Source organism: Streptomyces sp. 1222.5, from assembly GCF_900105245.1.
GTDB classification, from domain to species: Bacteria; Actinomycetota; Actinomycetes; order Streptomycetales; family Streptomycetaceae; genus Streptomyces; species Streptomyces albidocamelliae.
In genome coordinates, this window is sequence record NZ_FNSZ01000001.1 from 2345813 (window position 1) to 2372649 (window position 26837).

Sequence of the window (26837 nt, forward strand, 5' to 3'; positions counted from 1 at the left end):
GGCCATTCGATGGACACGCGCGTGGAAGCGGACCGTGGGTTCTGGAGCCGGGTGCTGACCGCCGGCGGCACCACCGCGGTGCCCCGGTGGGTGGGGCGCCCGGAGCCGGGAGCGGCCGAGCAGGAGGCGGCGGTCCCGGACGACGTGGCCGACGCGGTACGCGGTCTGGTACGGCGGTCGGGCGTGCCGATCAGCGCGCTGCTGCTGGCGGCGCACGCCAAGGTGCTGGCCGCCCTGTCCGGTGAGCAGGACGTGGTGACGGGGTACGGCGCCGGAGTGCGGGGCGAGCCGCTGCCGTGCCGTCTGTCCGTCACCCCGGGGTCCTGGTTCGCGCTGGTGTCGGCGGCGGAGCGGGCCGAGGCGGAACTGCTGGCCCACCGGGAGTTCCCGGTCGCCCCGCTGCGGGCGGAGCTGGGGGTGACCGAGCCGTCGTACGAGGTGGTGTTCGGTCCCCTGGGAGCCGAGGAGCCGCACGTCGGCGAGGGTGTGCTGCACGTGCGCTGGTCGGACCTGGGCGGGCGGCTGAAGCTGCGCCTGCGGTACCGCACGGACGTGCTGGACGCCGAGAGCGCGGCCCGGATCGGGGGCTACCACCTCAAGGCGCTGCGGCTGATGGCGTCCGGCCCGGACGCGTCCCACGACCGGCAGAGCCTGCTCTCGGACGACGAGGTGCGCGAGCAGCTGGACGGGCTGGCCGGTCCGCACAGGCCGCTGCCGGACGCCCGCGCCCACGAGCTGTTCGAACGGCGTGCGCGGGCGCATCCGCAGGCCGTCGCGGCGGTGCAGGGCGAGCGCGAGTGGACGTACGGGGAGCTCGACGCGCGGGCCAACCGACTGGCGCGGGCGCTGCTGGCGCGCGGCCTGGGCCGGGAGGACGTGGTGGCCGTCGTCACCGAACGCAACCTGGACTGGCTGGCGGCGACGCTGGCCGTGTTCAAGGCGGGCGGCGCGTACCTGCCGATCGAGCCGCACTTCCCGGCCGGCCGTATCGCGGCGACGCTCGAACGGGCAGGGTGCCGGCTGGTGCTGACCGAGTCCGGCAGCACCGGGACGCTCGACCAGGCGCTGGCCGGCCTGCCCGCGACCGAGAAGCTGCTGGTCGAGACGGCGTACGCGGAACCGCACGACGACAGTGCCCCCGGCGTGCGGGTCGACGCCGACCAGCTGGCGTACATCTACTTCACCTCCGGCTCCACCGGCGAGCCGAAGGGCGCGATGTGCGAGCACGCGGGCCTGCTCAACCACCTGCACGCCAAGATCGACGACCTGGGCATCGGCGAGGGGTCGGTGGTGGCGCAGACGGCGCCGCAGTGCTTCGACATCTCGCTCTGGCAGCTGATCTCCGCGCTGCTGGTCGGCGGGCGGACCCTGCTGGTCGGCCAGGACGCCGTCGTGGACGTGGAGCGGTTCGTCGACACGCTGGAGCACGGGCGGGTCGGGGTGGCGCAGGTCGTGCCCTCCTATCTGGAGGTCGTGGTCTCGTACCTGGAGCAGCACCCGCGGGCCCTGCCGGACCTGCGGTGCGTGTCGGTGACCGGTGAGGCGCTGAAACGGGAGCTGGTCCAGCGCTGGTTCGCGATCCAGCCGGGGATCCGGCTGCTCAACGCCTACGGGCTCACGGAGACCTCGGACGACACCAACCACGAGGTCCTGGACGGCGTGCCCGAGCGGGTGCTGCTCGGGCGGGCGGTCAACAACGTGCGGGTGTACGTGGTGGACGAGCAGCTGTCCCTGGTGCCGCTGGGTGCTCCCGGACTGATCGCGTTCTCCGGTGTCTGCGTCGGCCGGGGGTACGTCAACGACCCCGAACGCACCCGTGAGGCCTACCGCACGGACCCGTTCCGGCCCGGGGAGCGGCTCTACCTGGGCGGTGACTGGGGCCGCTGGCACCCGGGCGGGAAGCTGGAGTTCCTGGGCCGCCGGGACAATCAGGTCAAGATCCGCGGCTTCCGGATCGAGATCGGCGAGATCGAGAACACCCTGCTGCGGGTGGACGGGGTGCGGGACGGCGCGGTCGTCGTCGCCGAGCGGGCCGGCGGGAGCAAGCATCTGATCGCCTTCTACAGCGGCACGCGTCAGCGGCCGGACGCCCTGAGCGCGGAACTCGCCACGGTGCTGCCCGCCTACATGGTCCCTTCGGCCTTCCACTGGCAGGACGGTCTCCCGCTGACCGCCAACGGCAAGATCGACCGCAAGGCGCTGACCGCGCTGGCCGAGCAGGCGGCACCGGACGCCGAGGACGCGGCGGGAGCGGACGAGCTGAGCCCGGCCGAGCGGAGGCTGGCGGCCGCCTGGGCGGAGCTGCTGGGCGTGCCCGAGCACCGGATCCGCCGGACGGACCACTTCTTCGACTCCGGCGGCACCTCCCTGACGGCCGTCAAGCTCACCCTCGCGCTGGACCGGGCGGTGTCCCTGAAGGACATCACCCGGCACCCGGTCCTCGCCGACCTGGCGGCTCTCCTCGACGCCTCCGACACGGGTCGGCGCCGGGAGTTGCTCCAGCCCGTGTCGGAGGCGGACGGCACCCCCGAGAGTGCGCTGGTGTGCTTCCCCTACGCGGGCGGCAACGCGGTCAACTACCAGCCGATGGCCCGGGAGCTGGCGGGCCGCGGCCCGGCGGTGTTCGCGGTGGACCTGCCGGGTCACGACCTGGCCGGCTCGCCCGAGCCGTTCGCGTCGATCGCACAGGTGGCCGAGCGGGTCGCCGAGGAGATCACGGCACGCGGCCTGACCCGGGTCATGCTGTGGGGCCACTCCTCGGGCGCCGCGCCGGCCCTGGAGACGGCCCGGCTGCTGCGGGAGCGGGGCGTGCGGGTGACACGGGTGTTCCTGGCCGCGCAGTTGCTCGGCACCGCGGCCGAACGCGACGCCGCCGTCGCCGCGCTGAGCGGCCGGAGCGACGCGGAGATCGCGGCCGGGCTGGCCACGGACGGCGGCCACCCGGAACTCGCCGAGCTCAACGAGCGGCACGCCGCGCACATCGGCGCCGCCTACCGGCACGACTGCCTTCAGGCGCACCGCTACTTCCGGGCGGTCCTCGACAGCCCGCCGCCGGTGAAGCTGTCCGCTCCGGTCTCGGTGGTCGTCGCCGCCGACGACCCGTACACCGCCGGCCACGTCCACCGGTACCGGGACTGGCTGCTCGTGGCCGAGCACGTCGAACTGCACGAGCTGCCCGACGGAGGGCACCACTTCCTCCGCACCCGTCCGGCCGAGGCGGCACAGGCCGTCGTGAGCACCGCTCTGCCGCTGGCCTCCACCTGATCCCCGTCCGATCCCCCTGGGCCGACCGGGCGGGCGACCGAAAGGAAAACCGAGATGACGTCCTCATCCCTGGCAGCACCGCTAGAGGTGGAGCTGCGGCCGGACAAACCCCCGATCCTGCACGTCGATCCGCCGGGTGACGCGCCGGGCTGGGCGGCCGCGCACCGGGAGGCGCTGCGGGCGCAGGTCACCGAGCACGGGGCGCTGCTCGTCCGCGGCCTCGGACTGCGGGACACGGACCGGATCGGCGCCGTCCTCACCCGTCTGTCCGGCGGGCTCATGACGGAGCGGGAGGCGTTCGCGCCCCGCGAGGCCCACGGCCCCGGGCTGTACTCCTCCACCACCTGGCCGGCGAACCAGCCGATGTGCATGCACCACGAGCTGAGCTACACCCTGGAGGTGCCCGGCCTGATGCTGTTCGCCTGTCCGACCGCGCCCGAGCAGGGCGGGGCGACGGCGGTGGCGGACGCGGAGCAGGTCCTCAAGGCGCTGCCCGCCGGTCTGACCGACCGGTTCGAGCGCGAGGGCTGGATGCTGACCCGCAGCTACAACGACGAGATCGGGGCCTCTCTGGAGGAGTCGTTCGGCACCGCCGACCGCACCGAGATCGAGCACTACTGCCGGGCCAACGCCATCGACTTCAGCTGGCAGGCAGACGGTTCGCTGCGCACGCGGCAGCGCCGCAGTGCCGTCGTGCAGCACCCGCTCACGGGCCGCCGCTGCTGGTTCAACCAGATCGCCTTCCTCAACGAGTGGACGCTGGCTCCCGAGGTGCGCGAGTACCTGGTGGACGAGTACGGCGAGGACGGTCTGCCGTTCAACACCCGCTACGGGGACGGCAGCCCGATCGGCGAGGATGTGGTGGAGCAGCTCAACAGCACCTACGAGGCGCACACCCGGCGCGAGCCCTGGCACTCCGGTGACCTGCTGCTCGTGGACAACATCCGCACCGCGCACAGCCGGGAGCCCTTCACCGGGGACCGGCAGGTGCTGGTCGGCATGGGTGAGCCGCGGCGGCTGGCCGACGCCTGCCCGACCCCGGAGGCGAGCGAGCGATGACCGATCTGCTGTCGACCGCCGCCCACCGGTCCGTGCCCGCGGGCCCCTCGGTGCCGACGTTCGCCGTGATCTCCGGCGAGCAGGTGCAGCAGGCCCTCGGCGGGCGCGAGAAGGAGCTCGTGGAGCTGGTCGAGGCCACCTACCGGCTGCACGGCGCGGGGGACTCGGTCAACCCGCCGTCGTACTTCCTGCGGTTCCCTGACCGGCCCAGCTCGCGGATCATCGCGCTGCCCGCCTCCATCGGCGGGTCGGTCCGGGTGGACGGCATGAAGTGGATCTCCAGCTTCCCGGAGAACGTGGACAGCGGACTGCCACGGGCCTCCGCGGTGCTGATCCTCAACGACCACGACACGGGCTATCCGTTCGCCTGCCTGGAGAGCTCCATCATCAGCGCGACCAGGACAGCGGCGTCGGCGGCCCTGGCGGCCGACGTGCTCAGCCGCAACCGGACCCGGCCCCGCCGGGTGGGGTTCTTCGGCACGGGTCTGATCGCCCGGTACATCCACACCTTCCTGGCCGGCACGGGCTGGTCCTTCGACGCGATCGGCGTGCACGACGTGTCCGCCGACAGCGCCGCCGGCTTCCGCGGCTATCTGGAGCAGGCGGGTGTGACCGGCGAGGTCACCGTGCACGAGAGCGCCGAGGACCTCGTACGCGGCAGCGACCTGGTGGTCTTCGCCACCGTCGCCGGCCGGCCGCACGTCACCACGCCGGCCTGGTTCGCCCACAACCCCGTGGTCCTGCACGTGTCCCTGCGCGACCTCGCCCCGGAGGTCCTGCTCGGCGCCGCCAACTTCGTCGACGACGTCGAGCACTGCCTGAAGGCGGACACGTCCCCCCACCTCGTGGAACAGCGCACCGGGAACCGCGACTTCCTGAACGGGACCCTGTGTGACGTGATGCTGGGGCGCGCCGCGCCTCCGGCCGACCGGCCGGTGATCTTCTCGCCCTTCGGACTCGGCGTCCTCGACCTCGCCGTGGGCAAGTTCGTCTACGACGAAGTGGGACGGGCGGGAAACCTCCGCGTCATCGACGACTTCTTCCACGACCTGCGCCGGTACGGCTGAGGCCGTCCACGTCCTTCGTCCGGCACCAGGAGGCCCGCAGTGCCTGTCATTTCCGCTCCCTACGCCTTCAACGAGGGGCATCTCTTCGTCGACCTCGAGTCGACCTGCGGATACCCGCTCTACCTGAAGTGCGAGGGCTTCAACTTCGCCGGCTCCATCAAGCTGAAGGCCGCGAACGAGATGGTGGAGAGCGCCGAGCGTGACGGAATCCTGGCGTCGGACTCCATCCTCGTCGAGTCCTCGTCCGGAAACCTGGGCGTCGCGCTCAGCATGATCGCCGCGAGCAAGGGTTACCGGTTCCTGTGTGTGACCGACTCCCGCTGCAACCTGTCGACCCGGCTGCTGATGGAGGCACTCGGCAGCGAAGTGCACGTCGTGGCCGACCAGGACTCCAACGGCGGGTTCCTCGGGATGCGCATCGAGTACGTCCGTGCGCTGTGCGCCTCCGACCCCCGCTACGTCTGGCTGAGCCAGTACACCAACGCGGGCAACTGGCGGGCGCACTACCGCACCACGGCCCCGGAGATCGCCGCCGAGTTCCCGGAGCTGGACGTCGTGTTCGTCGGGGCGGGCACCACCGGGACCCTGATGGGCTGCGCCCGGTGGTTCCGGGAGTGGCACCGTCCGGTGCACGTCGTCGCCGTGGACGCCGTGGGCTCGGTGGCCTTCGGTGGCGAGCCGGGGCCCCGGATGATCCCCGGTCTGGGCATGAGCATGCACCCGCCGCTGCTGGACGAGTCCTTCGTGGACGAGGTGGTCCGGGTCGAGGAGGCGGACACCATCCGGATGTGCCACCGGATGGCCCGGCGGGGCTTCCTGTTCGGCGGCTCCACGGGGACGGTGGTCAGCGGCGCGGCGGACTGGCTGGCGCGGCACGACACCCGCGGGCTCACCGCGGTGGCCATCGCGCCGGACCTCGGCGAGCGCTACCTGGACACCGTCTACCAGACCAACTGGCTGCAGGATCTGTACGGCGCCCACGTGCTGGACTCCATCGAGATGGGCGCCGCCGCCCGGGAGCCGAAGCCCGCGTCCCGGGCCCCGGGCCGGCGGCGCAGACGGTAGCCGCGCGTGCCGGGTGCGGGCCCGGGCCGCCGTGCTCGGGTCAGGACCCGAGCACGGCGGCCCGGGCCCGCCACGGTATCCACAGCGCGGTCAGCGTGACGACGAGGGCCGAGGCCGCCACCGTGGCCATGCCCAGCGTCAGGTTCGCCGCGGCCGCGACGAACCCGATGAGGGCGGGCCCGGCCAGGAGGCCCGTGGTGCCCGTCGCCGCGACCAGGGCCAGGGTGTCCGGGCCGCGTTCGGCCGCGGCGACGTACACGCACGGGGTGATGGCGGCGGCGCCGAGGCCGACACAGGCGAAACCGAGGAGGGTGGGCACCACTCCCCCGGCGAGCAGCGCGAGGCCCAGTCCGGCGGCGGCCACGGCGCTGCCCGTGCGGACCACACGGCCGTCGCCCCAGCGGGTGCGCCAGCGGTCGGCGCACGCCCGGGCCAGCAGCATCGTCACGGAGACGACGGCGATGCCCAGGGGGGCCACCGTCGCGGACGCCTCGACGACGTCCCGCAGATAGAGCGTGGACCAGTCGTTCATGGCGCCCTCGGTGATCGTGCCGAACGCCATGGCGCAGCCCAGGAGCAGGGTCGCGGCGGAGGGCGGCACGAGCCGGCGTTGCCGCTTCGGTCCGGCCGGTCCGGCCGGCGGGGTGCCCGTGCCCGGGTCCGTCAGCAGGCCCGGGCGGGCGGCGGCGAGCAGGAGCAGCAACAGGGCGCCGGCCACCGCGAAGTGGGCCGGGACGGACGCGGTCAGCGTGGTCGCGCCGGAGGTCAGCAGGGCCGCCGCGAGCAGGCCGGCGCTGAACGTGGCGTGCAGCTGGGACATGGCGGTGCGGTCGTGGGCCTTCTCCAGCGCGGCGCCCTGGGCGTTCATCGCGACGTTGAGGCAGCCGACCGCGACGCCGTCGGCGCACACGGCGAGGAGGGCCGAAGGGTAGTCCGGTACGGCGGGCAGCACGGCCAGGACGCAGACGAGGCACAGGGCGGAGACGAGGGACAGCCGCCGGGAGCCGAGCCGGCGCATCAGGACGGCGACGAGCGGGAACGAGGCCGCCGCGCCCGCCCCGCAGGCCATCAGCAGCAGGCCCACCTCGCCGGCGCCGAGGTCCAGCCGGGTCCGCAGCGCCGGGAGGCGGGAGATCCAGGTGCCGTACTGGAAGCCGAGGAAGCAGAACAGCGCCGCGATGGACCATTTGGCGCGGGCGAACGCGGGCGTGCCGGCAGGGGTGGGGTGTCCGGGCATCAGACCGCTCTCCGGGCTTCGTCGGGCCGGGCCGCGGCCACCTGTGCCGACATGTAGACGGCGTCCGCGCCGTAGCCCGGTGGGAGGTGGGCCTCGTGGTGGGGCCGGTAGCCGTGGGCCTGCCAGAACCGCTCCTTGCCGGCGACCGCGACGAGCGACGTCGTCGCGAAGCCGCGGGCGCGGGCGACGCCGCTCAGATGGCGTACGAGCCGGGTGCCGAGCCCTCTTCGGCGCAGCGGCGCGCTGACGACGAGGTCGTGCAGGTGGAGGTTGGCCGAGTGGTGGACGACCCGTTCGGGGCTGCTCAGGTCGGGGCAGCGGAGGCGGGGGTAGGGCAGGGCGAGGACGTAGCCCGCGATTCCGCCGTCGAGGTCGAGGACGAAGCAGGTGCCGGACGAGGCCCGGGCGCGGGAGCGCAGTGTCTCCTCGCCCTCGGCGAGGGAGAGGTCGGCGTACGCCTCCGCCTCCAGGGCCACCAGCCGGGGCCAGTCGGTCTCGGCGATGCCCCGTATGCGCAGGGTGTGGTTCATGTCAGTGCCGTTCGTCGGGGGTCCGTGCGCCCGCCGGTGTCGCGTGTGCAGACGGCCGGCAGCGGGTGGATGCCGTTGAACCCCTGGGTCATGTAGCTGGTGGCGTAGGCGCCGGCGGAGAGGATCCGGACCGGGTCGCCGGAGGCGAGGGCACGGGGCACGCGCACCGGGTGTCGGCCGCCGCCGTAGGCGTCGTCGCTGTCGCAGGTCGGGCCCGCGACGATCGCGGGGACGTGCTCCTCGGCCTCGGACCGGCCGGGGAAGACGAGGCGGTGTGTGACCTGGTCCATCTCGTACAGGCCGTTGTACTTGCCGCAGCTGAGGTACAGCCAGTGGGCGTCGGTGCCGTCGGGCTGCCTGCGCCGGGTGAGCCGGGAGACATGGGCGTGGACGACGCCGTGGTCGGCGACCAGGTGGCGGCCGGGTTCCAGGACGACGTCCAGGGGTGCGGGGGTGAGGCCGCGCAGGCGCTCGACGCCCTCGCGCAGGACGGTGAAGATCTTGTCGAGGGGCGGTTCGAGGGCGTTGCCGCGGCGGTCCCGGTAGCCGAGCGCGGGCAGGCCGCCGCCGAGGTTGACGTGGTCGGGCACGATCCCGTGCGCGGCGAGCTCCGTCAGTGTCCCGGCGAGGGTGTCGAAGGCCTGCTGCCAGGCCTCGCCGGTCATCTGCTGGGAGCCGACGTGCACGGAGAGACCGGCCGGGGTCAGGCCGGCGGCGCGGGCCGTGGCCAGCACGCGGACGGCGTCGTCCGGTGCGCAGCCGAACTTGCGGTTCAGTCCCCACAGGGCGCCCTCGCCGCTGGTGGCGAGGCGGCAGAACACCCGGGTGCCGGGGGCGTGCCGGGCGATCGCGGTGACGTCCTCGACGCTGTCGGTGGCGAAGGTGCGGACGCCCAGGCGGTGGGCTTCGGCGATGTCGTGGTCGGACTTGACGGTGTTGCCGTAGTGGACGCGGCCGGCGGGGGCGCCGGTGCGCAGTGCCTGGGCGATCTCGGTGGGGCTCGCCGCGTCGAATCCCGCGCCGCGGGCGGCCAGGCAGTGCAGGACCTCGTCGACCGGGCAGGCCTTGAGGGCGAAGCGGATGTCCGCCCCGGGCAGTTCGGACCGCAGGGAGTCGTACTGCCGCTCCATGCCGGTGAGGTCGTAGACGATGCGGTCGTCCGTGGAGGCGGTCAGGTGCCTGGCCGTCGGGTGCGGGGCGCTCATGTGCGGACCGCTTCCACGAGGGCCGGCCAGGCTTCGGTCAGGTGCGCGTAGTCCTCGATGTCCGACTCGGCCTCGTCGAGCAGCCGGTCCCGTCCGGCCGCGAGCCGGTCGGCGAAGAGCGCGTACCGGCCGCCCAGTTTGCGGTAGGCGGTGTCGACGCGGTCCAGGCGCCAGAGGTTCTCCGCGCGGTCCAGGCCGGCGCTCTCACGGAGGAGGGCGGTGACCGTCCCGGGCCGCACCCGGTGCCGCTCGTCGAGCAGTGCGGCGCCCTCGGCGGCCATGCGGTCGTAGACGTGGTGGAAGTAGAGCATCGAGAGCAGGAACTTCACGAACCGCCGCTGGTAGGCGTGGAACCCGCTGTCGGTACGGCGTTCGGGGGTGTGGAAGTTCTCGATGTGCCGGTTGTGCAGGATGCCGGGCAGGCCGGCGTCGTGGACCAGGTGGAGCAGGAAGTAGTCGCTGCCGATGGTGTCGGTGGCGGGCGGCAGCGGCATCCGCTCGTACACCGCCCGGTCGAAGGCGACGTTGCACATGTCGACGCGCATGGGGTCGACCCGGGTGAGGGTCGCCCGGTCGCCGCTGAACGGTGCCGTCCCCGCGCCGGTGAAGGACTCCTCCACCAGGTGCCGGGTGCGTTCCTCCGGCCAGCCGCCGGGCGCCCACAGACTCACCACGTCGTGGTAGATCCCCGCGTCCAGGTGCCGTATCTCCGCGATGTCCACGGAGAGTTCGCCGATGAAGGAGGCGCCGGCGAGCGACACCGGGCGGTGCGCGTGGGCGGGGTCGAGGTCGGTGCGCAGGCCGCCGGCCGCGGCCTCGGCGGCGGGGCGGCCGAGCCAGGGCAGCTCGTGGTGGACGGGGAACACCGGCCGTCCGTCGTGGAGTTGGTAGGCGCTGTCGGAGTCGCGGCGGTGCAGCGAGGAGCAGCCGAGGGCGGCGGCCAGCAGGAAGGCGCGGTTGGTGCAGGCGCCGTAGGAGACGGCGGGCGGCAGCATCAGGCGCAGCAGGCGCTCGGGCTCGGGCGGTCCTGCGCGTTCGACGGCCCGGCGCAGGAAGGCGCGCTGGGCGGACTCGTCGAGGTGGTGGACGGTGACGCCGGGCACGGGGCGGAGTCCGGCGACGACCCGGGTGTGCTCGGCGCGGGTGCGGTCGCCGGAGGAGTCGAGGATGAGCAGCTGGACGTCCGCGCCGTGGTCGCGGGCGGCGTGGGCGGCCTCCTCGTGGACGGCGGTGAGGGTGGCGGAGCAGGCCCGGTTGGTGGGCAGGCAGAGGCAGATGCGGTTCACTGTGCCTCTTCCGCGGCGGCCCAGGAGTCCAGTCCGAGCAGCTTCCTGCCGAGCCCGCTGAGCGCGGCCGGGCCGTAGCGGAGGGCCTCCGGTTCACGGGCGTCGCCGAGGAGGGTGCCGTTCCAGTCGGGGGTGGCCAGGGTGTGCCAGGAGTGCACGCGGGAGTCGCGCAGCGCGGTGTGTTCCTCCAGGGCGGGCATCATCGACAGGTACTGGACGGCCCTGACACCGTTGTCGGAGAGGTTGGGCGCCACGCCGTGCGCGAGCAGGCCGTTGAAGATCAGCAGGTCGCCGGCCTGGAGTTCGGGGCGGACGACCGGGAACTCGTCGCGGTCGGTGCCGGGGCGGACCGGGTCGCGGCCGGGCGGCCGGCCGAGGCGCCACTCCTCGAACCGGCGGAAGAGCTCGGGGGCGCACTGGAAGCCGCCGAGTTCGGGCCGGGTGTCGTTCAGCGCGATGATGCCCTGGACGCGCTGCGGGAGCACGGCGAGGGTGGTGTCGACGTCCCAGTGCAGCTCGATGTCGAAGCCCTCGTCGGTAGGCTCGATGAGGGAACGCGAACGGGTGCGTACGTTGGGCGGGTTGAGGTTGAGCCGGTCCAGGGTGACCCACAGTTCCTCGCAGTCCCAGATGTCCGCGAAGGCGTCGTGGACGCGGTGCGTCTGGCGGCTGTCCCAGATCAGCTGGTGGTGGTAGGCCTCGACGAAGCCGTAGATGTAGAGGTGCCGGTCCAGCTCGGAACGGAACTCCGGTGCCTCGTACCAGGTTTCCGGGCGGTCGGGGTCGAGGCCCTGGAACTGCCAGGCGAAGTCGAGCAGGCCCTTGGCCTCGCCGGGGGTGATGGCCTCGCGTACGACGACGTAGCCGTAGCGCTGCCAGAAGGCGAAGTCCGCCGCGGACAGCACCTTGAGGGGCCGGGTCTTCTCGATGTCACGCAGGGGTGTCGGGGCGAAGTAGGTCTCGCCGTCGGCGCTGAAGTAGGGGCGGTCGGTGGCCGCCCGGTGGAGGCGGGAGAAGGGCGTCTGCATGCGATCACTCCGGGGTGTTGGTCGGGCACCTTCGGGTCGTGCGTGAGACATGTGCCGGTGGCATGCGCCAGGGCAAGAGGAACCGCCGGATTCGGCGGGGGGGTGAAGGACTGCCGGATTCGGCGGGGGTGAGGGACCGGCCGCCCGCGGGGAGGAGGAGCGGGCGGCCGGGAGCCGGACGGTCAGCCGGCGACGACGGCCTCGGCCGCCGCCACGCCGCAGACGCGGGCGGCGCCGTACGTGGCGATGTGCGAGGCACCGCGCGGCGGGGCCTGCGGCAGGCCCATCTCGACCACGACGGTGTCGGGCCGGGCGTCGAGCAGGGTGTCGAGGGCGGAGCCCATCCAGTCGTGCCGGTGCTCGTCGCGCACCACGGCGACGATCCGGCGGCCGTCGGCCTCGGCGAGCACGGCCTTGCCCGCGTCCGGGCCGGAGAAGGAGCCGGACGTGCTGCCGGGCAGCAGCCGGCCCAGTTCGGCGGCCACACCCCACGGGGTCTGGTCGCCGACGGCGATGTTGGGGGCCGGGTTGAACTGGGCGACGTACACCGGTCCGCCGACGGGTGCGGCGGCGCCGGCGCGGGTCACGGTCAGGGCGCGGCGGGCCGCGACCAGGCCGATCTCCGGGTCGGGTGCGGTCTTCTCCGCGTCGCCGCGGGCCGCGGCGGTCCAGGCGGCGAGGTCGCGCACCCGGGCGGCGGCGTCGGCCAGCCGCTCCTCGGGCAGTTCGCCGGAGCGTACGGCGGCCACGAGCGCGTCCCGCAGGGTGAGCACGGTGCCCTCGTCGCACAGGCCGCCGCCCACGCAGATGGCGTCGGCGCCGGCCGCGATCGCCAGGACCACCCCGTGCGCCAGGCCGTAGGTGCCGGATATCGCCCGCATCTCCATGCCGTCGGTGACGATCAGGCCCTGGTAGCCGAGTTCGCCGCGCAGCAGGTCGGTGAGGACGCGCCGGGAGAGGGTGCCGGGGCGGTCCGGGTCGAGGGCGGGCACCAGGATGTGCGCGCTCATGACGGCCCGGGTGCCGGCGGCGATCGCGGCCCGGAAGGGCGGCAGTTCGCGGGCGTAGAGGGTCTCGGCGTCGACGTCGATGCGCGGGACGGCGTGGTGGGAGTCGACGTTGGTGTCGCCGTGCCCGGGGAAGTGCTTGGTGCAGGCGGCGACGCCGGTGGACTGCAGGCCCTCCACCCAGGCCGCGGTGTGCCGGGCGACCAGGTCGGTGCTCGCGCCGAAGGAGCGGACGCCGATGACGGGGTTGTCGGGGTTGGCGTTGACGTCGGCGGACGGCGCCCAGTCGAAGTTGACGCCGCAGGCGGCCAGGCGGCGGCCCAGCTCGCGGGAGACGGCGCGGGTGAGGTCCGGGTCGTCGACGGCGCCGAGGGCGTGGTTGCCGGGGAAGGAGGAGCCGGTGCGCACGTCGAGGCGGGTGACGTCGCCGCTCTCCTCGTCGATGGCGATGAGCAGGTCGTCCCGCTCGGCCCGCAACTGGTCGGTCAGGGCCGTGACTTGAGCCTCGCTGACGACGTTGCGGCCGAACAGGGCGACGGAGGCGAGGCCTTCACCGAGGCGGCGGCGCACCCAGTCGGGCGCGGTGGTGCCGTCGAACCCCGGCTGCAGCACCGCGAGGGCGTCCCGGGTGAGGGTGTCCGGGCCGGTGGCGAGTGTGGTCATCGGGGGCGTCATCCCTTCACGGCGCCGTCGGTCAGACCGCTGACAGCCTTGCGTTGCAGGAAGATGAAGAGGATCAGGATGGGCAGCGAGAACAAGGACGAGGCGGCCATGGTGGCACCCCAGTCGTCACCGAAGGCGGTGCGGAACTGCGAGAGCCACAGCGGCAGGGTCTGCTTCTCGTTCGCCTTGTTGAGGATCAGGACCAGCGGGAACTCGTTCCAGGCGGTGATGAAGCCGAACAGCGAGGTCGCCATCAGTCCCGGCGCGAGCAGCGGGAAGATCACCTTGACGAAGGCCTGGAGGCGGTTGCAGCCGTCGACCATGGCCGACTCCTCCAGCTCCTTCGGCACGGCCGCGACGTAGCCGCGCAGCGTCAGGATGGTCAGCGGGAGCACCATCATCGTGTAGAAGACGGTGAGCGGGACGAGGCTGTCGAGCATGTCGTTGTCACGGACGATCATGTAGATGGCGATGATCATGACCTCCCAGGGGGCCATCTGCGCCAGCATGAAGGTCACGATGAGTCCGCGCCGGCCCTTGAACCGCATCCGCGTGAGGGCGAAGGCCGCCAGCAGGGCGATGACGAGCGAGAACACCACCGACAGCACGGTGACGGTGACCGAGTTCGCGACCAGCGTCCAGAAGTTGTCGGCGTCGACGGCCTTCTCGAAGTGGTCGAATGTGACGTCGGTCGGGAACCACACCGGGTCGTCGGCGATGATGTCGCCGGCCGGCTTGAAGGCCGTGGCGAACATCCAGTAGACGGGGAACACGAAGCCGACGAAGAGGACGACGGCGGTCGCGTTGGGCCACAGGCGGCCGAAGGCGGAGCGCTTCACAGCTCGTCCTCCTCTTGCTTGAGCACCATGCGCAGGTAGTACGAGGTGAGCGCGATCAGGGCCAGGATGGTCAGGAAGGAGATCGCCGCGCCGACCCCGAAGTGCTGGTTGCCGACGCCCTCGACGTAGGCGTAGATCGGCAGCGTCTCGGTGAGGTGGTCCGGGCCGCCCTCGTTGAGCGCGAAGATCTGGGTGAACGACTTGAAGACCCAGATCACTTCGAGGAACGTCGTCGCGTAGAGGAACGGCCGCAGGAAGGGCAGCGTCACCGAGGTGAAGCTCTTCCAGGTGTCCGCGCCGTCCAGCGCGGCGGCCTCGTACAGTTCCCGGGGGATGGTGGTGGTGGCGGCGTAGAGGTTGATCGCCACGAAGGGGACCGACTGCCAGACGATCAGCAGGGTGACCACGGCGAACGTGGAGAACTGGGTCTCCAGCCAGTTGTGGTCGGCCATGGAGTGCCAGCCGAGCTTGTCCAGCACCCAGTTGACGACGCCGAAGCGCTGGGCGAACAGCCACTGGTAGACGGTGGTGGCCGCGATGATGGGCATGGCCCAGGCGAGGACGAGGCCCACCAGGAGCAGCAGCCGCATCTTCTTGCCGAGGCGCGCCAGGAGCAGTCCGACCAGGGTGCCGAAGCCCATGATCAGGACGACGTTTGCGGCGGTGAAGAAGACCGAGCGCTCGGCGACGTGCCAGAACTCCGACTCGGTCAGGACGTCCCGGTAGTTGTCGAAACCGGTCCACTCGGTGAGGTGCTGGATGAGCTGCCGCGGGTTGAGGTTCTGGAACGACAGCATGCCGTTCTTGACCAGGGGCCAGCCGAGCAGGACCGCGGTGGCCAGCAGCGCGGGCAGCAGGAGCAGATAGGGGGCGGCGACGCCCCGGCGGGAGGACGCCCGGGAGGTGCGGTCCTCACCTCGCGGCGGCGCCGGCACCCGGGCCTTGCGGACAGCGGGCTCCCCGGCCGTGTCCGTGCCTTCGGTCTGCACTGACATGAGTTGCCATCTCTTCCGTGGCCGTACGGACGACTTGCCCGGCCGCGCGCACGGCACCGGCGGCCGTCCGCACGGCACAGGTGTGCCGGGGGTGCCCGTGCGGCACCCCCGGCGCGGGTTCTAGTTCTGCTGGGCCAGGCGCTTGTTGATCTCGCCCTCGACCTGCTTGGCGGCGTCCGCCGGGGACTTACCGTTGAGCACCGCGGTCATGTAGGACTTGATCGGGTTCGGGGTGTTCTCCACCGCGGCCCACTCGGGGATCAGCGGGGTGGTGCCACCGGCCGCGGCACCCGGAGCGGCGGCCTCGGCGGCGCCGTTGCCCTTGAGGTTGCTCTCCAGGGACTCCTTGTTCGGGATGACGCCGTTGAGCTTGGCGAGCTGGCCCTCGAACTGGTCGGAGAGGGCGATCTTCAGGAACTCCTTGGCCAGGGACTGCTTCTTGCTGTTCTGGGCGACCGCGAGGTTGGAGCCGCCGAGGAAAACGCCCTCGGGCTTGTCGGCCGTCTCGCCCGGGATGGTGAAGTAGCCGAGGTCCTTCTCGATGGCCTTGTTGGCCTGGATGGCCGTACCGGCCTCCCAGCCCATCCCGATGATGGCGCCGGTCTTGCCCTTGGCGAAGACGGTGGCCTGCTGCGGGTTGGCCTCGTCCTTGTCCTTGGGGGCCTCGGAGTAGGAGGCGTACTTCTTGTAGATCTCCATGGCGGCGCTCACCTTGGGGTCGCCGAGGTTGGAGACGTACTTGTCGCCGTCCTTCTTCACCAGGTCGGCGCCCTGGCCGATGGTCAGGCCGTCGAAGAAGTACCAGTTCTGGCCGGGCAGGTAGATCGGCTCGGCGTCGGTCTTCTTGCCGATGGCCTGAAGGTCCTTGAAGAACTCGTCCCGGGTCTTGGGGGTGTCCTTGATGCCGGCCTTCGCCCAGATCTTCTTGTTGTAGATGACGACGCGGTTGGCGAAGTACCACGGGGCGGCGTACTGCTTGCCGTCGTAGACGGAGGACTGCGAGACCGACTGGGTCCAGTCGGCGCCGATCTCCTGCTTGAGGTCGCCCAGTTCGGCGAGGCCGCCGGTGACCGCGTAGGCGGGCGTCTGGGTGTTGCCCACCTCGATGACGTCCGGCGGGGTCGACTCGGAGAGGGCGGTGGTGATCTTCTGCTGGATCCCGTCCCACTTCTGGATCTCGAACTTCACCTTGGCGCCGGTCTTCTTCGCGAAGGCGGCCTGGACGTCCTTGGTCCACTGCGGTGGCGCGGAACCGTCCATCGTCCAGACGGTGAGCGTCTGGCCCTTCCAGCTCGCCGGCCCCGCGTCCTTGCCACTGTCCTTGCCGTCGTCGCCGCCACACGCCGAGACGGAGACCATCATGCCCGCGATCACGATCGCGGCAGCAAGCTTGCGCTTCACGCCACCCTCCTCAGGGATGCCACTAACCCCCCACGCCCTCGGCGGTGACCTGCGTACGACGCTGTTGCACGTAGGGCTCGGGCCTGGTCACTAATGGTGTAGACCAGTACCCCGGAGCTTGGCCTAGACCTTTCGGGGTGTCAAGGGTGGTCAGGGAAGCCGATTACGGCCGTTACGAGAACGTCATCGGAGCGCGTCCGTCCCCTTCGCCCGACCTTCACCCGAAGCGTTCAGTTGGACTAGACCATAGGGCAGTTGGTCGCTATAACGGGAGCCCATCGACACAGCCGGGAAGGCAGGCATGACCACGGACGTCAGCGGCGCCCAGCCACGCGGCGGAGCGCCCGGCCGCATCGCGCGCGTGCCGAAGTACTACCGGATCAAGCAGCAGCTCATCGCCATGGCCGAGACCCTCGTCCCCGGTGCGGCCATGCCCGCGGAACGCCTGCTCGCCGTCCGGTTCGGCACCTCGCGGACCACCGTCCGGCAGGCGCTGCAGGAACTCGTGGGCGAGGGCCGCCTGGACCGGATCCAGGGCAAGGGCACCTTCGTGTCGCAGCCCAAGCTCTACCGCACGCTCCAGCTGACCTCGCACACCGAGGACATGCGCGCCCAGGGGCTCACGCCGGCCTCGCGGACGCTGGACATCGGGGAGATCCCGGCGGACGAGAAGCTGGCGGGCCTGCTCGGCATCGCGATCGGCGGGCGGGTGCTGCGCATCGAGCGGCTGCGGCTGGCCGGCGGCGCCCCGATGGCGATCGAGACGACCCATCTGTCGGCGCCACGCTTCCCCGGGCTGCGCCGCTCCCTGGCCGGCTGCCCCTCCCTCTACACGGCGCTCGCCGACGTGTACGGGGTCCACCTCGCGGAGGCCGACGAGACCATCGAGACCTCGCTCTCCACTCCGCGCGAGGCTCAACTCCTCGCCACCGAAGTGGGGTTGCCGATGCTGCTGCTGTCCCGGCACTCACGGGACGCGGACGGCACCCCGGTGGAGTGGGTGCGCTCGGTGTACCGCGGCTCCCGCTACAAGTTCGTGGCCGCCCTCCAGCGGCCGGACGGCGACCGCACCCCCGCCCCCACCCGCCGGAGGAACGCTCCGCCGGACCGGGAGCCCGGCCAGGCCCGGTCCTGAACGGAGCCGGGCACCGGCCGGGCCGGGCGTGCGCGTTCAGTCCTGGGCGAGCGTGATGTCCTGGTCGGTGACCGCATGGAAGGCCGGCAGCGGGACGATGCCCGTGGGGCGCAGTTCCATGAGGGTGGCCTGCAGATGGGCCGGGCCCGCCGTGAGCGCCTCCGAGGAGACGGTGCCGGAGTTCTGCCAGCGGTGCTCGGCGCCGTCGCAGCGGGCGCCGCTGCCGCCGATGCCGTGCTTGACGCGCGGGTCCTCCTGGCTGAGCGAGGAGCCGACGAACACCGGCCCGGTGCCCGGGGTGCAGCGGTAGGTGCCGGACAGGGTGATCGTGCCGTCCGGCGCGATCCGGCCGACGGGGTCGACGGTGACGGTCTCGGTGGGATCCGCGCCGGCCGGTCCGGCGGCGGTGCAGAGCAGGGCGGCGGTGAGGGCCGCGAGGAGGACGGGACGTACGGGCATGGGGTCGTCTCCCGGTTCCGTGGGGGGGTGGGGATCCCACTGGTACCGGGCGGCCGTGCCGTGGCCCGTGATCCTCACCCCATCGGTGGCGCGTCATGGAACCGTGCGGTAGTTGTCCGCGTGTTGTCACGCTTCACGGCGGGCGGTTCCGGGGCGTTCACGGCGGGGGCATGGTCTAGGCATGCAGGGCGCGGACCGGATCCGCCGGTCCCCCGCATCCGATGTGGAGGTGCGCCATGTGCTCCCACCCGACTTCCCTCTCCCCGTCCCCCGCCCACCGGCACCCCGTGGCCGCCCACCCCGAGCAGGGCTGGACGCTGCTGTGCGACGGCTCGATCGTCTTCGACGACAGCGGGGAGCTGCACCCGGACGGCAGCGTGGTCCCGCCGTGCCGGGTGCCCGCGCAGCGGCTCGCGCCGGCCGCCTGACCGGCGTGCCCTACGGCAGCACGGCGAACCCGTCGAGCTCCACCAGCGCCCGCTCGTCCCACAGCCGTACGACCTCCACGACCGCCATCGCGGGATAGTCCCGGCCCGCCGAGTCCCGCCAGAGGCGGCCGAGTTCGCGGGCCCGGGCGCGGTAGTCGGCCACGTCCGTGGCGTACACGGTGACGCGGGCCAGGTCGGCGGGGGTGCCGCCGGCCGCACGCAGGGCGCCGAGGAGGTTGCCGAGCGCCTTCTCGAACTGCTCGGGCAGCGTGTCGCCGGTGATCTTGCCGTCGGTGTCGAGGGCGGTCTGCCCCGCGAGGAACACCACGCGGGAGCCGGTCGCGACGACCGCGTGGGAGAAGCCCGTGGGCGGGGACAGTTCGGGCGGGTTGACGCGCTCGGTCGTCATCGGGTCTCCCGGTCGTCGGTCGCTGCGTAGAGCTCCTTGGCGATGATGCCCCGTTGGACCTCGCTGGCGCCCTCGTAGACGCGGGGCGCGCGCACCTCGCGGTAGAGGTGTTCGAGGAGGTGGCCGCGGCGCAGGGCGCGGGCGCCGTGCAGCTGGACGGCGGTGTCGACGACGTACTGCGCGGTCTCGGTGGCGAGCAGCTTGGCCATCGCGGCGCGCCCCGGGACGTCGGCGGCGCCCTCGTCGTACGCCGTCGCCGCCGCGTAGACCATCAGCCGGGCCGCCTCCGTGCGCAGGGCCATCTCGGCTACCTGGTGGGACACCGCCTGGAGGTCCGCCAGGGTGCCGCCGAACGCCTCGCGCCGGCGGGTGTGGCCGAGGGTGGCGTCGAGGGCGGCCTGTGCCATGCCGACCGCGAAGGCGCCGACGCTGGGCCGGAAGAGGTTGAGCGTGCCCATGGCGACGGTGAAGCCGCGGTCGACCTCGCCGAGGACGTCGTCGGCGCTGACGGGCACGCCGTCGAAGTCGAGGGCGCCGATGGGGTGCGGGGAGATCATCTCCAGTGCGGTGCCGGTGAGTCCGGGCCGGTCCGCCGGGACCAGGAAGGCGGTCACACCGCGCGCTCCGGCGTTGGCCGTCGTACGGGCGAAGACGGTGTAGAAGTCGGCCTCGGGGGCGTTGGAGATCCAGCACTTGGCGCCGGTGAGCCGCCAGCCGCCGGTGCCGTCCTCCTCGGCCGCCAGGGACAGCGCGGCCGCGTCCGAGCCGGCCCCGGGCTCGCTCAGCGCGAAGGCCGCGACCGCGTCGCCCCGCGCGACGCCGGGCAGCCAGCGCTCGCGCTGGGCGGGGGTGCCGTGGGCGTGCACCGGATGGGCGCCGAGCCCCTGGAGGGCGAGGGCGGTCTCGGCCTCGGTGCAGGCCTGGGCGAGGGACTCGCGCATCAGGCACAGATCGAGCGCGCCGGAGCAGAACAGCCGCCCCAGCAGGCCGAGTTGTCCGAGCTCGGCGAGGAGCGGCCGGTTGACGCGGCCCGGTTCGCCCTTGTCGGCGAGCGGGCGCAGCCGTTCGGCGGCCAGGGTGCGCAGCTCGGCGCACCAGGCGGTCTGCTCCGGTTCGAGTGAGAATGCGGGCACTGCCGGACCTCCCTTCCGGGGACGGCCGGCACGGCGGTCCCGTCACCTTCCGGGCCGCGCCCACCACGGCGCGCCCGGCCCTGCGGAGGCGGCCGCTGCGGCCTCCTCCCGTCCGTCCCGAACCGACGTTATCGCGCACAGTTGACTGCCGTCACCAACACGATACGCTCGAACCGCGATCCCACCAGGACGCCGGTGCCACCACGACGCCCGACTCGACGCCTGTCACGGCAAGGGGGCGAACCGCCATGCACCTCTCGGCCCACGTCGACACCTTCGCGCGCGACCATCTGCCCCCGCCGGACGAGTGGCCCGAGCTGCGGTTCGACCTGCCGGAGCTGAACTACCCCGACCGGCTGAACTGCGCCACCGAACTACTGGCCGGGGGCGCCGCGGACCGCCCGGTCCTCCGTACGCCGGCCGGGACCGTCTGGACGTACGGCGAGCTGCGCGGGCACGTCGACCGGATCGCCCATGTGCTCACCGGCGACCTGGGCGTGGTCCCGGGCAACCGGGTGCTGCTGCGCGGCCCCACCACGCCCTGGCTCGCGGCCTGCTGGCTGGCCGTGCTGCGGGCGGGCGCGGTCGCGGTCACCGTGCTGGCCCAGCAGCGCCCGCACGAGCTGTCGACGATCTGCGGGATCGCCCGGGTACGGCACGCGCTGTGCGACATCCGGTCGGTGGACGACCTGGCGAAGGCTGAGATACCCGGGCTGCGGATCGCGACCTTCGGCGGCGACGCACCCGACGACCTGCTGCGCCGTCCGGCGCCCGACGCGCCCTTCCCGGCGGTCGACACCGCGGCCGACGACGTCGCCCTGATCGCCTTCACCTCCGGCACCACGGGCCGTCCGAAAGGCTGCATGCACTTCCACCGGGACGTGCTCGCCGTCGCCGACACCTTCTCCCGGCACGTGCTGCGCCCCCAGAAGGACGACGTGTTCACCGGCAGTCCCCCGCTCGGCTTCACCTTCGGCCTCGGCGGTCTGCTGGTCTTCCCGATGCGGGCGGGCGCGAGCACCCTGCTGCTGGAACAGGCCGGACCCCGGCAGCTGCTCCCGGCGATCGCCGAGCACCGGGTCTCGGTCCTGTTCACCGCCCCGACGGCGTACCGGGCGATGCTGGACCAGCTGGACGGCCACGACGTCTCCTCCCTGCGGCGGTGCGTGTCGGCGGGCGAGAACCTGCCCGCGGCCACCTGGCGGGCCTGGCAGGAGCGCACGGGCCTGCGCGTCATCAACGGCATCGGCGCGACGGAACTGCTGCACATCTTCATCTCCGCCGCGGACGAGCACATCAGACCCGGCACGACGGGCCTGCCGGTGCCGGGCTGGCAGGCGCGCGTGCAGAACGCGGCCGGGGCGCCGGTGGCCGACGGCGAGCCCGGCCTGCTGGCGGTGCGCGGCCCGGTCGGCTGCCGCTACCTGGCCGACCCCCGCCAGCGCGAGTACGTGCGCGACGGCTGGAACATCACCGGGGACACCTACGTCCGCGAGCCCGACGGCTACTTCCGCTACGTGGCACGCGCCGACGACATGATCATCTCCGCCGGGTACAACATCGCCGGACCGGAGGTGGAGGACGCGCTGCTGCGCCACCCGGACGTGGTGGAGACCGCGGTCGTGGGCCGCCCCGACGAGGCACGCGGCCAGGTGGCGGTGGCGTACGCCGTCCTGCGTGACGGGGCCGCACGGGATCCCGAGGCGCTCCGCGCCTTCCTCACCTCGGAACTGGCGCCCTACAAGTGCCCGCGCGAGTTCGTCTTCCTCGACTCGCTCCCCCGCACGGCCACCGGCAAGCTGCAGCGGTTCCGGCTGCGCGGCCGCGGTGACCGGCCATGACACCGACGACTTAACATGATCAACGTGTCCGACCAGCACGCCCCCAGGTCCCTCATCGTCACGCTCTACGGCGCGTACGGCCGCTTCATGCCCGGCCCGGTGCCCGTCGCCGAGCTGATCCGGCTGCTCGCCGCGGTGGGGGTGGACGCCCCCTCCGTGCGCTCCTCGGTGTCCCGGCTCAAGCGCCGCGGCCTGCTGCTGCCCGCGCGTACGGCGTCCGGCGCGGCCGGGTACGAACTCTCGCCGGAGGCACGCCAGTTGCTGGAGGACGGCGACCGCCGCATCTACGCGACGGCGGCGCCGCGGGACGAGGGCTGGGTGCTCGCGGTCTTCTCCGTCCCCGAGTCGGAACGCCAGAAGCGGCATGTGCTGCGGTCCCGGCTGGCGGGGCTCGGCTTCGGCACGGCGGCCCCGGGCGTGTGGATCGCGCCGGCCCGCCTGTACGAGGAGACCCGGCACGCCCTGCGCCGTCTGCACCTGGACCCGTACGTCGACTTCTTCCGCGGCGAGCACCTGGGCTTCGCGCCCACGGCCGAGTCGGTCGCCCGCTGGTGGGACCTGGCCGCGATCGCCAAGGAGCACGAGCGCTTCCTCGACGTGCACGCCCCGGTGCTGCACGCCTGGGAGCACCGCCCGGACACCCCGCCCGAGGAGGCCTACCGGGACTACCTCCTCGCCCTGGACTCCTGGCGCCACCTGCCCTACACCGACCCCGGCCTGCCCACCCACCTGCTGCCCGCCGACTGGCCGGGCGTCCACTCGGCGGAGGTCTTCACGGCCCTGCACGAGCGGCTGCGGGACGCGGGCGCGCAGTTCGCGGGGGTGGGATCCGCGGGGGTGTGAGCCTCAGAAGCGGCGCAGCCGTGCCGCGATGCCGTGTCCGGCCAGGAGGTAGACCACCGCGGGCAGCCCGTAGTTCAGGAGCACCCGCAGGTTCTCGGTGTCCATGGTGAATATGTCCTGCGACCACCAGGCGAGCGCGTCGGCGACGTCCTGCACGAACCGCACGAAGACGTTCGCGTGGTTGGCCTCCAGCAGGTGGAGCAGGATCCACAGCCCGAGGAAGGCCGCGGCGACGTCGGCGACCGTGTGGATGACCAGTGCGGTGCGCCGGGTGCCGGAGCCGTCACGACGGCGTACCCGGCCGGCACCGGCGGACCGGTAGGGGTCCGCCGGCCCCTGCGGGGCGGGCGCCACCGGCTGTCCGTAGTCGTAGCCGTGGTGCTCGGGCAGGGGTGTGGTGTCACTCATGGCGGTCCCGGTCTCTTTCCGTCTTCGGCAGGGCTCGAAAGAACCTAGCCAGCTGACCGGAAACAGACGGTTCAGAATCGGTGCGAATCGAGTGGAAGGGGTGTGACCGAACGACGGACCTCAGTCACCGAGGGAGAGACGGGGCTTGGGGGCGTCGGTACGGCCGGTCTGCGGGCGCCTGCTGCCCGCGCGGTAGGGGTCGGGCCATGGCGCGCCGGGACCCTCGTACCCCTGCTCGGCCGCCGCGTGCAGAGTCCAGTGCGGGTCGTACAGATGCGGGCGTGCCAGCGCGCACAGGTCCGTACGCCCGGCCAGGATCAGGGAGTTGACGTCGTCCCACGAGGAGATCGCACCGACCGCGACCACCGGGACGCGGACCTCGTGCCGGATGCGGTCGGCGAACGGCGTCTGGTACGACCGCCCGAACTCCGGCCGCTCCTCGGCCACCACCTGCCCGGTCGAGACGTCGATGGCGTCGGCGCCGTGCGCGGCGAAGGCCCGGGCGATGCCTACGGCGTCCTCGGCGGTGGTGCCGCCCTCCGCCCAGTCCGTGGCCGAGATGCGGACGGTCATCGGCCGTTCCGCCGGCCACACCGCGCGCACCGCGTCGAAGACCTCCAAGGGGAATCTCAGCCGCTTCTCCAGCGAGCCGCCGTAGGCGTCCGTGCGCCGGTTGGTGAGCGGAGAGAGGAATCCGGAGAGCAGGTAGCCGTGGGCACAGTGCAGTTCGAGCAGGTCGAAGCCGGCCCGCGCGGCCCGCCAGGCGGCCGAGGCGAACTGCTCGCGGATGTCGGTGAGCTGGGCCCGGGAGAGGTGGCGCGGGGTCTGGCCGCCCGGCTTGTACGGCAGCGGGGAGGCGGCGACGAGCGGCCAGTTGCCCTCCGGGAGCGGCTCGTCCATGCCCTCCCACATCAGCTTCGTGGAGCCCTTGCGGCCGGAGTGCCCGAGCTGCACACCGATCGCGGTGCCGGGCGCCCCGGTGTGCACGAAGTCGGTGATCCGCCGCCACGCCTCGGCCTGCCGGCCGGTGTAGAGACCGGCGCAGCCCGGGGTGATGCGGCCCTCCTCGCTCACGCAGACCATCTCGGTCATCACCAGGCCGGCGCCGCCGAGCGCGCGGGCGCCCAGGTGGACGAGGTGGAAGTCGCCCGGAACGCCGTCGGTGGCGGAGTACATGTCCATCGGCGAGACCACCACCCGGTTGCGCAGGGTCAGTCCGCGCAGCCGGAACGGGGTGAACATCGGAGGCGTGCCGGGCGGGCAGCCGAACTCGCGCTCGACGGACTCGGTGAAGTGCGCGTCGCGCAGCCGCAGGTTGTCGTGGGTGACGCGGCGGCTGCGGGTGAGCAGGTTGAAGGCGAACTGGCGGGGCGGCTGGTCCAGGTACAGCCCCAGGTTCTCGAACCACTCCAGGCTGGCCCGGGCAGCCCGCTGGGTGGAGGCCACGACGGGCCTGCGCTCCTCCTCGTAGGCGGCGAGCGCGCTCGGCACGTCCGGCTGTTCCTCCAGGCACGCGGCCAGGGCCAGCGCGTCCTCCACGGCGAGCTTGGTGCCGGAGCCGATGGAGAAGTGGGCGGTGTGGGCGGCGTCGCCGAGGAGGACGACGTTGCCCTGCGACCAGTGGCCGTTGACCACGGTGCGGAAGGTCGTCCAGGCGGAGTTGTTGGAGCGCAGGGGCCGGCCGCGCAGCGCGTCGGCGAAGATCTTGGCGCAGCGCTCGATCGATTCGGGCGCGCCGAGTTCGTCGAAGCCGGCCGCCCGCCAGACCTCCTCGCGCATCTCGACGATGACGGTGGAGGCGTCGGCCGCATAGGGGTAGCCGTGCAGCTGCATGACGCCGTGCTCGGTCTCGGCGATCTCGAAGCGGAAGGCGTCGAGGGCGAAGTCGGCGGCGAGCCAGATGTAGCGGCAGCGGTGTTCGGTCACGCGCGGGCCGAAGGCCTCGGCGCGGGCCTCGCGGATGGCGCTGTGCACGCCGTCGGCCGCGACGACGAGGTCGTGGTCGGCCGCGAGCCGCTCCAGGGCCGGGGCCCGGGTGCGGAAGTGGATCCGCACGCCGAGGGAGCGGCAGCGTTCGTGCAGGATCTCCAGCAGCCGGCGCCGGCCGAGTGCGGCGAATCCGTGCCCCCCGGAGGTGTGCCGGGTGCCCCGGTGGACGATGTCGATGTCGTCCCAGCGGACGAAGTCCTCCTGAAGGGCCGCGTAGACCACGGGGTCGGCGTGTTCGATGCCGCCGAGGGTCTCGTCGGACAGGACCACGCCGAAGCCGAAGGTCTCGTCCGGGGCGTTGCGCTCCCAGACGGTGACGTCCCGTTCGGGGTCGAGGCGTTTCAGCAGGGCGGCCGCGTACAGGCCGCCCGGGCCGCCGCCGACGACCGCGATGCGCCGCGCCCGTTCGTTCCTCCCCTGGGCCGCCACGGTCACCGCCCCCGCCACTTCGGCGGGCGCTTCTCGGTGAAGGCCGCGTGGAACTCGGCGTAGTCCTCGCCGTTCATCAGCAGCGCCTGGGTGGCGGCGTCGAGCTCGATCGAGGCCGCGAGGGGCATGTCCAGCTCGGCGGTCAGCAGCGCCTTGGTCTGGGCGTACGCCAGTGCCGGGCCGTCGGCCAGACGGCGGGCGAGCTCGCGGGCCGCCTCGTCCGCCCGGCCCTCGTCGGCCAGCTCGCTGATCAGCCCGATGCGCTCCGCCTCCGGGGCGCGGACCGGTTCGCCGAGCATGAGCAGGCGGGTGGCGTGGCCGAGGCCGACGACTCGCGGCAGCAGGTAGGCGGCGCCCATGTCGCCGCCGGACAGGCCGACGCGGGTGAAGAGGAAGGCGAAGCGGGCGGAGGGGTCCGCCACCCGGAAGTCGGCGGCGAGGGCGAGGACGGCTCCCGCGCCCGCCGCGACCCCGTGCACGGCGGCGATCACCGGGAACGGGCACTCCCGGATGGCCCGCACCACCTGGCCGGTCATCCGGTTGAAGTCGAGCAGCTGGGCGGTGTCCATGGACAGGGTGGCGCCGATGATCTCGTCGACGTCGCCGCCGGAGCAGAAGCCCCGCCCCTCGCCGGTCAGGACGAGGGCGCGTACGGCGCGCTCCCGGGACAGCTCGGCCAGCAGGTCGCGCAGGTCGGCGTAGGCGCCGAAGGTGAGCGCGTTGAGCCGGTCGGGGCGGGCGAGGGTGACGGTGGCGACTCCGTCGGCGATCCCGACCCGCAGATGCTCCCAGTCGGAGGTGCGGGCGGCGGATCCGGTGAAGGGACTCATGACGTGCGGCCTCCTAGGGCGGCGGTGCCTCACGCAGCGGCGGGCGGTGCCTCACGGTGCTCCACCTCATGAAGCTATCACCTGTTTGTGACTGTCGTCACGGGCACGCGACAACCGCGCGTCGATCGGCCGGATCCGGTCACAGGCGTCACCGCTCCTCGACAGCGCCGTAACAGTGGGCACCGCGGTGCGAGGCGGACCGTTCGGCGGGGTAAGCCGCTCGGTACCGGGGCCCTCGGTCCCGGGCGAAGCCCGTCGACGGTCCTCGTGGCCGGGCCCGTACCATT

23 protein-coding genes are annotated in these 26837 nt (G+C 72.8%); 8 read left to right on the top strand and 15 right to left on the bottom strand.

The window, feature by feature from the left end:
* The first annotated feature begins 9 nt into the window (after window positions 1-9).
* From BLW57_RS10490 to sbnA, 4 genes are read left to right on the top strand one after another with little or no spacing between them, the layout of a single operon-like run.
* Window positions 10-3264: a non-ribosomal peptide synthetase gene (locus BLW57_RS10490; RefSeq protein WP_093473933.1), complete on the top strand. Its 3255-nt coding sequence runs from the start codon at window positions 10-12 to the stop codon at window positions 3262-3264.
* Between the two features lie 54 nt (window positions 3265-3318).
* On the top strand, window positions 3319-4323 hold the full coding sequence (locus BLW57_RS10495) for a TauD/TfdA family dioxygenase (protein WP_093473935.1): 1005 nt from the start codon (window positions 3319-3321) through the stop codon (window positions 4321-4323).
* Window positions 4320-5390 (top strand): 2,3-diaminopropionate biosynthesis protein SbnB, encoded by a 1071-nt coding sequence (gene sbnB, locus BLW57_RS10500; RefSeq protein ID WP_093473936.1) that lies wholly within the window; start codon window positions 4320-4322, stop codon window positions 5388-5390. Before BLW57_RS10495 ends, sbnB begins: the two co-directional genes overlap by 4 nt.
* 39 nt (window positions 5391-5429) lie before the next feature.
* Window positions 5430-6455, top strand: coding sequence for a 2,3-diaminopropionate biosynthesis protein SbnA (sbnA, locus tag BLW57_RS10505; RefSeq protein WP_093473938.1), 1026 nt, complete (start codon window positions 5430-5432; stop codon window positions 6453-6455).
* Between the two features lie 40 nt (window positions 6456-6495).
* On the opposite strand, the gene BLW57_RS10510 is transcribed toward sbnA, so the two are convergent.
* The 9 genes from BLW57_RS10510 to BLW57_RS10550 all read right to left on the bottom strand — a co-directional run bounded on the left by BLW57_RS10510 (window position 6496) and on the right by BLW57_RS10550 (window position 16646).
* On the bottom strand, window positions 6496-7692 hold the full coding sequence (locus BLW57_RS10510; protein ID WP_093473939.1) for an MFS transporter: 1197 nt from the start codon (window positions 7690-7692) through the stop codon (window positions 6496-6498).
* Entirely contained in the window at window positions 7692-8222 is a 531-nt protein-coding gene (locus BLW57_RS10515) for a GNAT family N-acetyltransferase (RefSeq protein ID WP_093473941.1), read from the bottom strand. The genes BLW57_RS10510 and BLW57_RS10515 overlap by 1 nt, the downstream gene beginning before the upstream one ends.
* Window positions 8219-9427 carry a type III PLP-dependent enzyme gene (locus BLW57_RS10520; RefSeq protein ID WP_093473942.1) on the bottom strand — a complete coding sequence of 403 codons (1209 nt, stop codon included), beginning with the start codon at window positions 9425-9427 and terminating at the stop codon, window positions 8219-8221. The genes BLW57_RS10515 and BLW57_RS10520 overlap by 4 nt, the downstream gene beginning before the upstream one ends.
* The gene (locus tag BLW57_RS10525) at window positions 9424-10713 is read right to left on the bottom strand and encodes a DUF6271 family protein (protein WP_093473944.1); all 1290 of its coding nucleotides are present in this window, start codon (window positions 10711-10713) and stop codon (window positions 9424-9426) included. The genes BLW57_RS10520 and BLW57_RS10525 overlap by 4 nt, the downstream gene beginning before the upstream one ends.
* Entirely contained in the window at window positions 10710-11741 is a 1032-nt protein-coding gene (locus BLW57_RS10530; protein ID WP_093473945.1) for a phytanoyl-CoA dioxygenase family protein, read from the bottom strand. Before BLW57_RS10530 ends, BLW57_RS10525 begins: the two co-directional genes overlap by 4 nt.
* A 182-nt stretch (window positions 11742-11923) precedes the next feature.
* A complete protein-coding gene (locus BLW57_RS10535; protein ID WP_093473947.1) occupies window positions 11924-13411 on the bottom strand; it encodes a glycoside hydrolase family 3 protein in 1488 nt (495 codons plus the stop codon).
* Window positions 13412-13419: 8 nt separating this feature from the next.
* Window positions 13420-14250 carry a carbohydrate ABC transporter permease gene (locus BLW57_RS10540; protein ID WP_073897534.1) on the bottom strand — a complete coding sequence of 277 codons (831 nt, stop codon included), beginning with the start codon at window positions 14248-14250 and terminating at the stop codon, window positions 13420-13422.
* A complete protein-coding gene (locus tag BLW57_RS10545; RefSeq protein ID WP_176985534.1) occupies window positions 14247-15245 on the bottom strand; it encodes a carbohydrate ABC transporter permease in 999 nt (332 codons plus the stop codon). Before BLW57_RS10545 ends, BLW57_RS10540 begins: the two co-directional genes overlap by 4 nt.
* 120 nt (window positions 15246-15365) lie before the next feature.
* Window positions 15366-16646, bottom strand: a complete 1281-nt coding sequence (locus BLW57_RS10550; protein ID WP_093473950.1) for an extracellular solute-binding protein — start codon at window positions 16644-16646, stop codon at window positions 15366-15368.
* Window positions 16647-16947: 301 nt separating this feature from the next.
* Here BLW57_RS10550 and BLW57_RS10555 point away from each other — a divergent pair, with 301 nt between their 5' ends.
* Window positions 16948-17781, top strand: coding sequence for a GntR family transcriptional regulator (locus BLW57_RS10555; RefSeq protein ID WP_093473951.1), 834 nt, complete (start codon window positions 16948-16950; stop codon window positions 17779-17781).
* A 36-nt stretch (window positions 17782-17817) separates the two neighbouring features.
* On the opposite strand, the gene BLW57_RS10560 is transcribed toward BLW57_RS10555, so the two are convergent.
* Window positions 17818-18240, bottom strand: a complete 423-nt coding sequence (locus tag BLW57_RS10560; protein WP_093480640.1) for a DUF6299 family protein — start codon at window positions 18238-18240, stop codon at window positions 17818-17820.
* Window positions 18241-18476: 236 nt separating this feature from the next.
* On the opposite strand from BLW57_RS10560, the gene BLW57_RS10565 reads away from it, so the two are divergent.
* Window positions 18477-18668 (top strand): DUF5999 family protein, encoded by a 192-nt coding sequence (locus tag BLW57_RS10565; RefSeq protein ID WP_176985535.1) that lies wholly within the window; start codon window positions 18477-18479, stop codon window positions 18666-18668.
* Window positions 18669-18678: 10 nt separating this feature from the next.
* Here the strand turns inward: BLW57_RS10565 and BLW57_RS10570 are convergent, their stop codons facing one another.
* Together BLW57_RS10570 and BLW57_RS10575 are read right to left on the bottom strand one after the other, a co-directional pair.
* Window positions 18679-19077, bottom strand: coding sequence for a RidA family protein (locus BLW57_RS10570; protein WP_093473954.1), 399 nt, complete (start codon window positions 19075-19077; stop codon window positions 18679-18681).
* On the bottom strand, window positions 19074-20210 hold the full coding sequence (locus tag BLW57_RS10575; RefSeq protein WP_093473956.1) for an acyl-CoA dehydrogenase family protein: 1137 nt from the start codon (window positions 20208-20210) through the stop codon (window positions 19074-19076). Before BLW57_RS10575 ends, BLW57_RS10570 begins: the two co-directional genes overlap by 4 nt.
* 80 nt (window positions 20211-20290) lie before the next feature.
* Between BLW57_RS10575 and BLW57_RS10580 the strand changes: the two genes are divergently transcribed.
* Both BLW57_RS10580 and BLW57_RS10585 read left to right on the top strand, forming a co-directional pair.
* Complete coding sequence (locus BLW57_RS10580; protein ID WP_371127854.1) at window positions 20291-22051, top strand: AMP-binding protein; 1761 nt, start codon at window positions 20291-20293, stop codon at window positions 22049-22051.
* A gap of 15 nt (window positions 22052-22066) precedes the next feature.
* A complete protein-coding gene (locus tag BLW57_RS10585; protein WP_093473959.1) occupies window positions 22067-22894 on the top strand; it encodes a PaaX family transcriptional regulator in 828 nt (275 codons plus the stop codon).
* 3 nt (window positions 22895-22897) lie between these two features.
* Here the strand turns inward: BLW57_RS10585 and BLW57_RS10590 are convergent, their stop codons facing one another.
* The 3 genes from BLW57_RS10590 to BLW57_RS10600 form a co-directional block, all read right to left on the bottom strand.
* The gene (locus BLW57_RS10590; RefSeq protein ID WP_093473960.1) at window positions 22898-23302 is read right to left on the bottom strand and encodes a hypothetical protein; all 405 of its coding nucleotides are present in this window, start codon (window positions 23300-23302) and stop codon (window positions 22898-22900) included.
* A 120-nt stretch (window positions 23303-23422) separates the two neighbouring features.
* Window positions 23423-25738: a bifunctional salicylyl-CoA 5-hydroxylase/oxidoreductase gene (locus tag BLW57_RS10595; RefSeq protein ID WP_093473962.1), complete on the bottom strand. Its 2316-nt coding sequence runs from the start codon at window positions 25736-25738 to the stop codon at window positions 23423-23425.
* Window positions 25723-26550 (bottom strand): enoyl-CoA hydratase family protein, encoded by an 828-nt coding sequence (locus BLW57_RS10600; RefSeq protein WP_093473963.1) that lies wholly within the window; start codon window positions 26548-26550, stop codon window positions 25723-25725. Before BLW57_RS10600 ends, BLW57_RS10595 begins: the two co-directional genes overlap by 16 nt.
* Window positions 26551-26837: the final 287 nt, after the last annotated feature.

Excerpts from the sequence above, each read along its gene's own strand:
- BLW57_RS10530 (WP_093473945.1), bottom strand. The coding sequence starts at position 11,741 with ATGCAGACGCCCTTCTCCCGCCTCCACCGGGCGGCCACCGACCGCCCC.
- BLW57_RS10585 (WP_093473959.1), top strand. The coding sequence starts at position 22,067 with ATGATCAACGTGTCCGACCAGCACGCCCCCAGGTCCCTCATCGTCACG.
- BLW57_RS10600 (WP_093473963.1), bottom strand. The coding sequence starts at position 26,550 with ATGAGTCCCTTCACCGGATCCGCCGCCCGCACCTCCGACTGGGAGCAT.
- BLW57_RS10520 (WP_093473942.1), bottom strand. The coding sequence starts at position 9,427 with ATGAGCGCCCCGCACCCGACGGCCAGGCACCTGACCGCCTCCACGGAC.
- sbnB (WP_093473936.1), top strand. The coding sequence starts at position 4,320 with ATGACCGATCTGCTGTCGACCGCCGCCCACCGGTCCGTGCCCGCGGGC.
- BLW57_RS10560 (WP_093480640.1), bottom strand. The coding sequence starts at position 18,240 with ATGCCCGTACGTCCCGTCCTCCTCGCGGCCCTCACCGCCGCCCTGCTC.
- BLW57_RS10570 (WP_093473954.1), bottom strand. The coding sequence starts at position 19,077 with ATGACGACCGAGCGCGTCAACCCGCCCGAACTGTCCCCGCCCACGGGC.
- BLW57_RS10490 (WP_093473933.1), top strand. The coding sequence starts at position 10 with ATGGACACGCGCGTGGAAGCGGACCGTGGGTTCTGGAGCCGGGTGCTG.
- BLW57_RS10565 (WP_176985535.1), top strand. The coding sequence starts at position 18,477 with ATGTGCTCCCACCCGACTTCCCTCTCCCCGTCCCCCGCCCACCGGCAC.
- BLW57_RS10515 (WP_093473941.1), bottom strand. The coding sequence starts at position 8,222 with ATGAACCACACCCTGCGCATACGGGGCATCGCCGAGACCGACTGGCCC.
- BLW57_RS10535 (WP_093473947.1), bottom strand. The coding sequence starts at position 13,411 with ATGACCACACTCGCCACCGGCCCGGACACCCTCACCCGGGACGCCCTC.
- BLW57_RS10495 (WP_093473935.1), top strand. The coding sequence starts at position 3,319 with ATGACGTCCTCATCCCTGGCAGCACCGCTAGAGGTGGAGCTGCGGCCG.
- BLW57_RS10510 (WP_093473939.1), bottom strand. The coding sequence starts at position 7,692 with ATGCCCGGACACCCCACCCCTGCCGGCACGCCCGCGTTCGCCCGCGCC.
- BLW57_RS10555 (WP_093473951.1), top strand. The coding sequence starts at position 16,948 with ATGACCACGGACGTCAGCGGCGCCCAGCCACGCGGCGGAGCGCCCGGC.
- BLW57_RS10590 (WP_093473960.1), bottom strand. The coding sequence starts at position 23,302 with ATGAGTGACACCACACCCCTGCCCGAGCACCACGGCTACGACTACGGA.
- BLW57_RS10545 (WP_176985534.1), bottom strand. The coding sequence starts at position 15,245 with ATGTCAGTGCAGACCGAAGGCACGGACACGGCCGGGGAGCCCGCTGTC.